3 protein-coding genes are annotated in these 12536 nt (G+C 27.0%); 2 read left to right on the top strand and 1 reads right to left on the bottom strand.

What is annotated here, in order from left to right; all coding sequences use genetic code 11:
- Nucleotides 1-143 precede the first annotated feature (143 nt).
- Nucleotides 144-5696 (top strand): right-handed parallel beta-helix repeat-containing protein, encoded by a 5553-nt coding sequence (locus ON24_RS03730; RefSeq protein WP_040682006.1) that lies wholly within the window; start codon nt 144-146, stop codon nt 5694-5696.
- A 182-nt stretch (nt 5697-5878) separates the two neighbouring features.
- Nucleotides 5879-11041: an MSCRAMM family protein gene (locus ON24_RS03735; RefSeq protein ID WP_040682007.1), complete on the top strand. Its 5163-nt coding sequence runs from the start codon at nt 5879-5881 to the stop codon at nt 11039-11041.
- 93 nt (nt 11042-11134) lie between these two features.
- Here the strand turns inward: ON24_RS03735 and ON24_RS03740 are convergent, their stop codons facing one another.
- The gene (locus ON24_RS03740) at nt 11135-11644 is read right to left on the bottom strand and encodes a nitroreductase family protein (protein WP_016358246.1); all 510 of its coding nucleotides are present in this window, start codon (nt 11642-11644) and stop codon (nt 11135-11137) included.
- Nucleotides 11645-12536 lie beyond the last annotated feature (892 nt).

Below are 12536 nucleotides of genomic sequence, written 5' to 3' on the forward strand. Positions count from 1 at the left end.
AAAATTTAATATATATATCGTAATCAAATTAATTTTATATTCTATAAATAATAGTTGATTTTTAATGATTTTAGTTAGAAATTAGAACAAAATTTAATTTGATTAAAAATCTAAACGGAGGTGAAAAGATAAAGAGAAAAAATTTGAATTATTATATTATCTTACTATTAATTATTTTATTAACATTAACTACAATAAGCACAATTAATGCAAGTAACAATACAGGCCCTAATACCAGTGGATTATCGAGTAACCTAACAATTAACCATGATTATAAAGATTTAACTATTGAAAATAATTCAATTATAAAACAAAAACAGATAAAAGATATTTCAATTACAGAACAGAACCAAACAAACAATGATTCAAGATCTTTAGACAATGCCAAAACTTCTAAAGAGAATATTAAAACATCACGCAATATTGAAATGAAAAATAAAGACAATAAAACAAGTAATATTTCTATAAAACCGACTAAACCATTAAGATCTAATAGTGATTATGCCGGAAAAACAATAGAAATTACAGATGACAATTACGAGAAATATTTTAATAAATATACTGGTTATTTATTATCCGATGATACATTTAAAGATGGAGACATTCTTAAAATAGGGAATGTTACTAATAGAATCTTTAAATTAAATAAAAAACTTTATATCACAAGTATAAGTCCAAATGATATAATTAGAAATGGAGCAATATATTTATTAAAAGGTAGTGATGGTTCAGTAATTACTAAAATCAATATTCAAAACAAAGAATCGAATATTAATATCAATGGAGTAAATATTGGATTATACTATGGAATCTATTTAAACAATACAAATAACAACATTATTTCATTTAATAAGTTTAATAATACAGAATGTAACTTCGGTTTTGCATTCTATGCATACAATTCATCTTACAACAATATAATATACAATTCATTCCACACTGGAAACTCCCGTACTGAATCTACAAGTTGTTTAGTAATGGATCTCTCTAATTACAATAACATTTCATATAACAATTTAACAACAGTTCAGTCAAATTGTATTTATTTTAATCATTTAGGATGGATGGGAGCAACTGACGTATGTATTGGAACTTTAATTTCAAATAATTATATGTATAGTGAAATACCTTCCCAGATGTCCTATGGTATGCAAATAGTCTATGGAAAACATAATAATACTAAAGTTATTAATAACACCATTGAACATGTATCTGACGCTATTAATCTTGATGGAGAAAATGTTACCATAACAGGCAATAAGATTTTAGATAATACCGAATCAGGAATTGCAGTAAAAAACGGAGGAAACGCCCTAATAGAAAACAACACTATTTTAACCAATAGAAGTGTGTTAAAAGGTATAATATCCAATGTGAATAATACTACAATATCCAATAATTACATATCTATGAGCAATGGTGCATATTCTGCTATAGACGTTTATGTTAATAGCAGCTGTTATGACAACATTGTTAAATTAAATACCTATGGTATTGGTATTGTTACATTTAACAACAATACAATATTTAACAACACAATTATAAACAATAAAGACTCAGGAATACAATTTAACGGATCAAATAATAGAATCCATGAAAACTATATCGAAACAAATTCAAGTGGAATAAGTGCTAATAGCCCTCAAGTAAGAATTAAAAACAATACTATTCTGGCAAACACCATATTTTCCGATGGTGAAGGTATCTATACCAATGGTTTAATTTATAACACAACTATTGGAAACAATATAATTACCACAAACGCTACAGGTATAAGAAGAGAGATAACCGATAATAAAAGCGATAATCTATTTGATAATATTATTAATGGAATATTAACAGATCCAACGGCAATTACAATTAATGATAATAACTTCTACGATTTCTTTACAAAGGATGGATATTTAAATTACACATTTAAAGAACATGCAAACAGGGTCATAATCTTTGGAATAATAACTAATAAGAAAATAGTAATCAATAACAAAATGGTTTTAATGTCTAATATGGACAATAACTTTTTGTATAATGTTACAATTGACCTAGTTTCAGGTTCTGATGGTACCATTATTAAAGATTTAACCTTTTATAATTTAAACAATGATAAAGCAATTACAGTAAATAATACAAACAATATTCAAATAACTGGAAATAATATTACCCTAATAAACAACAATAAAAATAACCATATAAATGGAATCTCAATTATTAACTCAGATGACGATGAAATAGCAAATAACAACATATATATTGAAACCAATACAAAAGCAGATGGAATCAATCTATCAAATAATAGTAGTTCATTATTAATATCCAAAAACAATATTGTTATAAAATCATATGATGATGCTAAAGGAATATCCGCTGAGCTATTAAACGAAAGTAAAATACTTGACAATTACATTAATATTTATATTTTAAATAATTCAGGATACGGAGTTTACATTAATGGAGGAAATACCTCAAATGGTACTAACATTGATTCAAATAGAATTATCATAAAAGGAAACTCCAATGCATATCCAATATTTTTAAACAATGTTAAAAACTTTACAATCAATAACAATGACATTAACACCAAATCAGATAGTAGTAAAACTATCATAATTAACAACGGATCCCATGTTAACATCAATAAAAATCAGATTACTGCAATAATTAACAAGGAAAATGGAAATGATTCAATATTTAACATATCAAGAAAATCAAATAATATTCAAATAAATGATAACTCAGTTGATTCCAATATTAAGGATATTTTAAATAAATATAAATATTCTCTTAATGTTGATATAAAGAATACCAACTACATTATTGGAGATTATAATTTCTTAAATTATTTCACAAGCAAAACTAATGGAAGACTAAATGGTTTAATCAAATCAAATGATAAAATTTTATTTAAAAACTTATCAACCGTTGATTCATTCATAATCGACGTTCCATTAAATATAAGTTCTTATGATGGAAATTCAATTATCTCATCTACAATAATATTTAATAAAAACGGCTCTAATTCAATCATCTCAGATTTAATATTTAATCAAGTAAGAATCATATTGAACAATACTGAAAATCTTAAAATCTACAATAATATTTTCAGAATCAATAATACTAATTCCAGTCCAATAATTATAGTGGATTCTGGTTTAGATAACAATGTTTCAAGTAATGAAATTGTTTTTGATAATTGTTCTAATGTTGAGTTTTTAGATATTAAAGGTAGTAGAAATAGTGTTTTTAGCAACAACATTATTCAAGGAAATACCACTGGATTATTTACATTAATAAATAATGAAAATTCAAGAGAGACTAGAATTACAAACAATAAGATTGTGTTAAATACAGATTTAGTAAAATTAATCGAATCAGTTAAATCCAATAATACAGAAATAAGTTCTAATGACATTGAGATTCAAAACCTTAAAGGTTATGGATATTTCGGAAATAATACCATTAATGAAACCATTAAAGAAAACAATATTCTCATAATAAATAAACCATTAAACAGTAGCAATCTAGAGGATATAACCAAGGATTTAATAACTGGAAATCAAACTGGCATTTACTCTTTAGATTCCAATTCAATATTAATTGAATATAACCACATAGAGTCTTTAAATTCCGAAAATGATTATTGTGTATATATTCCAAGTGAATCAAGTAATACATATGTTAGATTGAATTATTTAGTAAGTGATAATAATAGAAAAACCGCAAATAGTGCTGTTTACTTTATTAATTCAAAAGTTTATGACAATAGCCCTTACGAAATCTACATTTCACCAAAAGGTAGTGACGAAAATGGGGATGGAAGTAAAGAAAATCCTTATAAAACCATTGCACGTGGATTAAGTAAAGGAATTAATAGCGTTATTTATTTAGATGATGGAGATTATTTTGAATCTAATTTAACTATACTAAAAAATATTACATTATCTGGAATAAACCCTGGAAAAGTAACAATAAACCTTAATCAAAGCCAATTATTTACAGTTGATAAAAATGGATCATTAACTGTTGAAAAAATTAGATTTATTAAAGGAAACTCAAGTAATGGTACAGTTTTCTTAAATAAAGGTAGATTAAATATTGTCAATTCAACATTTGAGGATAATAGTGCAACTAATGTAAATAAAACAGAGGTATCTGGTTTTGGTGGTGTAGCTACAAATTATGGAGATTTAAATATAATCAACAGTAGTTTCAGTAATAATATTGCTCATAAAGGAGGAGTAATTAGAAATTATGGAAATTTAATGGTAAATCAATCTAAATTTTATAATAACTCTGCTAGTGAAGGTGGAGTCATATATAATCAAGGAAATTGTAGTCTATACAATTCTAACTTTAATAAGAACACTGCTATTAATTCAACAAAATTCTGTATAACCTACAAATCACGTAACGAGGATGTAAGTAAATGTTGCAATCTTGGTTCAGGTGCTGTAATATTTAATATGGGAAATTCCTCATTAGTTATAAGAAATTGTAAATTTGATTCAAACAATGCAATTAATGGAGGAGCTATATACTTCAATGGAGGTTCAAATTCTACCCTTGAGATATATAATTCTATATTCAATAAAAACAAGGCTTCAAATAGTGGAGGTGCAATTGACGCATCTACAACTAAGCTTATAATTAAATCTACAAACATTACTAAAAACGAGGCAAATAAGAATGGTGGAGGGGCATCCCTCTCATCAGATAATGGAATAATTGACAGTTCATCGATTATTGGAAATATTGCCAATAATGGAGGAGGACTTTATCTTTCAGGAAATATTACAATAACCAATAGTTTTATAAGCAATAACACCGCATCTGAAGGTGGAGCAATAAATTATAATGGAAATTATAAATACAACCACTTTACTAATCATGTTAACATTTTCAACTCAACTATAAATGGTAATCGTGGTTTAAATACAGGTGGTGCTATTCAAAGTGCTTATGGAAATATAAGTATCTCCCATTCCAATATTATGAATAACTTTGCACCTGATGACTCCACAATCAAATCATACAATAAGAATGTTTTTGATGTGGATAATCATAATTGGTGGGGTTCTTCAAAAGGACCTGATGACTCTGTTTGGAGAAATGCAAACCTAGATAAAAGAGACTGGGCTAAATCTGAAGTTGAATGGTACAAGATCAATGATAACAGTAAAAGCCAAGATAATACTGGAGGAATTATACCTGGAAATAGTAAAACTAATACAAATTTACCTTCAGGTACAGGAACTAGTTTAATACCTAATCCTGGTTCTGGAAACGGTAACAGTGGTTCTGGAAATGGAAATGGAAACTCCGGTAGTGGAAATGGAAATGGAACCGGTAATGGAAATAGTAATGGTGGAAATGCCAATGGCCAAGGTAGTGGAAATGGAGGAAATGGAAACTCCAATGGCCAAGGTAGTAGTGGTGCCAAGGGAGCAACCAATGGTCAAGGCCAAGGAAACGTTGGTGTTGACGGACCAAACTCTGGAGGTGCTAACCCATCAGGAGCAGGTAGTAGTTCTGGATCTTCATTATCCTCAGGATTGTCTAAAGCATATGAACTTACAAAAGAGGAATTAAAAAACAGCAAAAAAGTAGATCCAAATACATTAATATATGTGATAATTATGTTTGCAGTATTAATTTATATTGGATATAGAAAAGAAAAAAGAAACGATGATTATAAATGATTATTCATTTATTTCATCAATTTTTATTAAAATTAAAAGATTTATTAATCAAATATTAAAAGGGGATGTGAATTATTACGTTAAAAGCAAGATACTCTATTCTTCTATGTATAATATTTATAATAACTTTATCTATATCAGGAATTAGTGCTGTTAACAATAATGACAATAGTTCTAATTACATGGAACCCCATAATTCAACTACTTTAGAAACCAATAACACATCGATCCTAAGTAATGAATCAACAAACCATACACGTTTAGATGAAAATAATATAGCTTATGTTTCATTAAATGGTAGTGATACTTCAGGTGACGGTTCAAACAATAATCCTTATCAAAGCCTAGATTATGCAATTAATCATGTAGGTAACAATTCAACGATTTACCTTTTTGATGGAAGTTACAATATCAACGGCTTAACCATAGATAAAGATTTAACAATTAAATCAATTAATGGAAACGTAGTGATAAACGGATCTGGCAAGTTCATATTCAATGTTAAAGAGAATTCTAATTTATTATTAGAATCTGTTAATATTATAGATGGACATGGTGATGCAAATACTGAAAGTTCCTTTTATAATAGGGGTAATTTAACCATTATTAAATGTACTTTAACAAATAATACAGGGTTTGTATCTGGAATAAGCAATTATGGTACATTAACAATTAAAGATTCAACTCTTGATTTAAATAAGGGGGAAAATTACGAGGATATTGTTAATTATGGTAATTTATATGCAAATAACTCCAATATCTACAGAAATACAATCTATAATTTTGGAAATATTGATTTAAATTATTGTAATATCCAATATGGATTAATATCAAATACAACTGAAGGTGGTAAACCTTCAAATCTTAGAATGAATAATACAATCCTTATAAGAGATAGTTATTCCTACTTTGAAATTCTTAACTCCAATGGGATAGTAGAAAATTCAAAGATTTATGGTAGTGAGTCATTATATAGAATTTACTTCTATAATTCAAATATTACTATTAGTTCTTCTTTATTTGAATCCATTATAAGCTTAAATGGACTAAATAATCTAACAATTTCCTATTCTTTATTATACAAGGTATATAGTGATAAACCTGAAAATGAGAAATTTGTAGATATCTCAAACAACTGGTGGCAAATTAATGAAATACCTGAAAAGGATATTTTAAATAGTTTTAAACCTAAAACCTGGATAATTGCAAATTTTACATCAGAAACTCCTTTAAACAAAGGTGAAAACAACACTTTAATGGTAACTCTTCATTTAACTGATGGAAAAAATGTTTGGGACATTCCTAAAAACATCAAAGTTACAGATATTAATGTTAGATTTGAATGTGAAAATGGTAAATTCAGTCCAAACTCCGGAATTATAAGAAATAATATCTTCAAAACAAAATATAGTGATAATACAGAAGAGACTGTTATTTATGCTATTATTAATAAGGAAAGATTAAGTCTATTAATTGGAAAAGGATATACTAATTATAGCATTTATGTTTCTACAACAGGTCATGACGGTACAGGTGATGGTTCAAAAGAAAATCCATATGAAACCTTGACTAAAGCTGTATCAAAAGCTTTAAATGGAAATACCATTTATATTGACAAAGGAATATATGATGGATATTATAACAGCTTAATGAATATTAATAAAAACATAAACTTTAAAGCTTATAACGGACCTGTATATATTGAAACCTATGAGAGTAATTATATTTTTAAAGTTCCAAGATGGGCTAGACTAAGTTTAGAAGGCATAAACTTCTATTCAAAAGATAAAAGTTTTTCAAATACTCCCATAATTTCCAGTGCAGGAACTATTAACATAAACAATTGTACATTTAAAAATATCTTAAGTGAATATGTTGTTTATGTTAGTGAGGATTACTTTAGATATGGAAATTTAAACATCAATAATACATTATTCAGTAATATTGACGGATGTGCCATTTATGGAGCAGCCGATTTAAATATAAATAACAGTAATTTTACAGGATTTAATCCATACGGTACTTATTATCAGAAAAAAACCATTATTACAACAAACAACAATCTAGTAATCAATAATACACTATTTACAGACAGTACAGTTCCAGCAATTTACTCCGGTAGTAATAATGCTGGTGGTGGAAACCTAATCATTAATCATATCATAATCGAAAATTCGGAGATTAATAATGTTTATGGAAATACAAGTGACAACTATTACAATAAATTACCTGTGATATCCTTTGATAAATACTGTGCAAATCCAATCCAGATTAAAAATTGTAGATTTATAAAAAATCCTGGTACCTGTATAAAAGGTGGAAATTGTAATATTGTTAATTCAAGTTTTATCTCCAATTATGGAGATAACATAATCATTAACGATTATTACAACTTTAAAATTTATAATTCCACATTTATTAACAATACTAACAATTACACTGGATTAAACTACAATAATTTAGGTACAATATTTAATGGAGGCACACTTGATGTTGAGAATTCAACATTCATAAATAATAGCGCATCCTATGGTGGAGCTATTTACAATACCAAAACAACCAACATCAAATATTCCATATTTATAAACAATACAGCAAAATATTTAGGTAATGATTTATTCAATAAAGATGGAATGATGAATGCTTCATCTAACTGGTGGGGATCAAATCAAGGTCCAACCTCAGATAAGGCATATAGATTCCTTGGAGATTTAATCCTAGATAATTGGATAGTAATGACATTAAATATTGAAAATTATACCGGAGATAATTACACAGTTAAAGTGTCTTTAAATAAATTAACAAATCCTGAAGGAGAGGTCTTTGACAGTGAAAGTTCTATTCCGGATTCAAGAATAGCATACTTTAATTGTACCCATGGTAGTTTAGATCAGAAGATTGTCCCAATTATAAATGGAACCGGATATACTACAGTATATTCCAATCTTAAAGATAATGATGCCATAGTTTATGTTAATGTAGATAATCAGATATTAGACTTAAGAATAAGCAATAGAAGTACAAAGATATTAATTGATGATAATGTAGTTTATGGAGATAAACAAATAATCAATATAAGCTTAATCAACATTAACGGTTATAAAATAGCTAATCAAACATTATTTGTAAGCTTCATTAATTCTACAGGAGAAAATCAAGGAACATACAGACTTGATTGTAATGATACAGGTTCAGCAAATCTGGAATTAAATTTCAAACCAGATCTTTATCAAGTAATAGTAAGATATGACGGTGACAATTACTTTAAATCCAGTAATGCTACAGCATCATTACGTATATTAATATCCTCCACAAATCTTATTGGATATAATCAAATTTATTATGGAAAAAACAATGACTTTTATGTTATATTAAAGGATTCATTTAATAATCCATTAATGAATAAAAAGATTTACTTTGATGTAAATGATGGTAAGAACCATTATGCCTTTAGTACCAATACAGATCCAAGTGGAAGGGCAGATATCCAATTATCAATTGAACCTGGAAAATATGAAATTACAAGTTCATTTAAAGGAGATAGCTGGTATACTGCATCAGGCATAACTCTTAATGTTACAATTTATGCAACTAATACAAAAATAATAGCAACAGACAAAATATTATATGGTTATGGAGACATTTACTCCTTTAAACTTTTAGATAATGAAAATAATCCAATTAAAGGAGAAAGTGTAGAATTAACTATCAAACAAGGAAATATAAGTCAAAGCTTTAAACTTATTACAAATGATGAAGCTAATGCAGAAATAGCTATTAACCTTTTACCAGGAGTTTATAATATTACTGCCTCATATAAAGGTAGCCAAAGTTATAGTCCTACAAAGGTAAACGCTAAGATAACTGTAGAGAAAGTAATAAGTAGAATTAACTCTGATCTAAATATTAACCTTACTAAAACAGATGGTTTAATCCAGATAAAACTTATTGATCTATACATGAGAGCAATAACTAATCAAACTGTAAGTATTACTATTTACATGGAAAACCAGAATTATACAATAAACACCACAACTGACGAAGAGGGAATAGGATACATTAAGACCAAATTAAATCCTGGTGACTATCAAGGTATGATAAGTTATTTAGGAAATAATTGGTATTATCCAACAGTTAATGGTATATCATTAACAAAAGATTTAGAAAGTAACAAAACAAGCAACATTAAATTAAATGGAACTGACTTTAAACAGTATTATGGTGAAAATAAATACTTTAACATTAGTCTTATTGACCCTAATGCTAAAACATTAAATGGTAAGAACATAGTTGTAAGTATTATAGGTAAATCCAGTTATAAAACATATAATTTAACAACCGACATAGACGGTATTGTAAGACTAAAAATAGAGTTAGAACCAGGAAACTACAATATCACATACAAATATGATAACATATACTATGGAATACATGAAACTGGTAAAAATTCAATTACAATACTTAAAACCCCAACAAGAATTATCGGAGAAAACATTACAATCAAATACAATAGTGGAGAACTCTATGAAATTACCTTAAAAGACATTAACAATAACCTACTTAAAAACAAGAGAATCACAGTAAACCTCGATTCTGTATATGGAAACAAGAAATACAACCTAACAACCGATAGTTATGGAATAGCTAGACTAAAAACAAATCTCAATATTGGTGAATACTACATTACAATGAGATATACCGGGGACAACAGATATTTCAATAGTACTAATACTAGTAAATTAATAATTAAAAAACCATCAAGTAAGATTTCAACTAGAATAATATCTACAGATATGAAACAGGAATTCGTCTACTACAGAAATGGTGAAAGAGGAGGATACTTTAAGGTAATACTAAAAGATAAAAATGGAAAAATTTTAAAGAACAAGAAGGTCCAATTCCTCATCAACAACAAGAAATACATTAAGACAACTGACAGTAAAGGAGTTGCAAAACTTCAAATAAATCTTGAAAAGATTGGAACATATACCATTTCAATCGGATTTTTAAGTGATAGCAAATATGATGCAAGCTTTGCTAGATCTAAAATTACCATAACTAAAAAGAGTACAAAGATATCAACAAATACCAATACATACAAATTAAAAACAAAATCCAAATATATAACAGTAACACTAAAAGATAAAAAAGGTAAAGTCATTAAAGGTAAGAAATTGAAATTTACCATTAATGGAAAAACCTATACAGCAACAACTGATAAAAAAGGAGTGGCTAAAATTAAAGTTACTTTAAATCAAAAGAAAACTTACAAATACTCAGTAATCTTTTCCGGAGATGGCAAATACTATAAAACCACAGGCAGTAGTAAGATAAAAGTTATTTAAATATTTTAAAAAGTGGTAAATTCCACTTTAATTTCTTTTTTTTAAAAACTATTTAACCATATCCTATTAACTGAATTTTAACAATGACTAATTTTAATATTTTTCATAATGAACCTTAGATTCATCATATCTATCTTCAATAGCATATTCATGTTTCGGATAACCTAAGGCTACAAGTGAAAATGGAACAATATTTAATGGAAGGTCCATAGTCTCTTTTACATATTGAACCCTTTTTGAATCAGGATATAATCCCAGCCATACACTACCAATTCCCAAATTTGTTGCCTCAAGTAAAATATTTTCTGTAGATGCAGATAGATCCTGTGCAAACCATGGCCTGGTTTTCGGAACCTTTTCCAAATTTACCATGACTAATATTAAAGTGTTGGCTCTTTTTGCACATCCGGAATATTTACTCATTTTTGACAGTTTCTCAATATTTTCCCTATTTTTAACAACTAGAAATTCCCATCCCTGAGTATTACATGCTGAAGGAGCCTGCATAGCTGCTTTTAAAATGGTTTTAATTGAATCGTCGTCAATTTCCTCATCAGTATAATCCCTTATACTTTTCCTTTTAAAAATAACATCATAATCCATAAAAATCATTATAAAATATAAATCATATAGAATATATTTTTTTCTAAAAATGAATAAGAAATTAAAAAAAATAGCTCAATCTTATTAAAAATAGGTTAAAATAAACAACATTAAAAAAATCTTTAAAACAGTTAAAAGATGTATAAAACAACTTAATAAATAATATATTAAAAATAGAAAGACAATTAAAAAAAATAGCCCATTAGATAAGAATCTAATAAGCTATTAATATTTAACAATCATAATATTACTAAAAATTCATTAAAATAAGATTACAGTTATATTTTAAATAAACTTTAGTAATTCAACAACAGAGTACTACCAAGATCAAACTAATCTTAGTTCTACAACTTTATCAAACTAAAAATAAATTAAAGAAACAATATTATGTTTCAATAACTATTTTTAATCGTCAACTACATTTTTCACTTCTGAATATTAAAATATTCAAGTCATCTGTCAGTTTCAACTAAAACTACAAGGTCCCTTTCTTGTTTACAGTAATTTTAGCTCAACAGTCAATTTCCTTCTAGAATCTTAACAAATTCTAGTTCATCAATCAAATTCAATATTTAAATTCGTCAGTCAAAAATACAATTTAAATAAAAGCAATCTAGTATTTTTTAATTACTCCCCTGTAAAATTTTAAATCAACAGACAAAAATACAATCCGAATAAAAACATTCTAGTATTTTTTAATTACTCCCCTGTAAAATTTTAAATCAACAGACAAAAATACAATCCGAATAAAAACATTCTAGTATTTTTTAATTACTCTCCTTTAAATTTTTTAATCAACGTCAAGTACTTAATATAAATTTTCCTAGTAGATTTTAATTACCTTCTTTTAAATTTATAATTCAACTATCCAATACTAAAAAGTATTTCCTTG

The sequence above is a fragment of the Methanobrevibacter boviskoreani JH1 genome (assembly GCF_000320505.1).
Lineage (GTDB): Archaea > Methanobacteriota > Methanobacteria > Methanobacteriales > Methanobacteriaceae > Methanarmilla > Methanarmilla boviskoreani.

Coding starts and splice junctions, on each gene's coding strand:
- ON24_RS03735 (WP_040682007.1), top strand. CDS start 5,879: ATGGAACCCCATAATTCAACTACTTTAGAAACCAATAACACATCGATC.
- ON24_RS03740 (WP_016358246.1), bottom strand. CDS start 11,644: ATGGATTATGATGTTATTTTTAAAAGGAAAAGTATAAGGGATTATACT.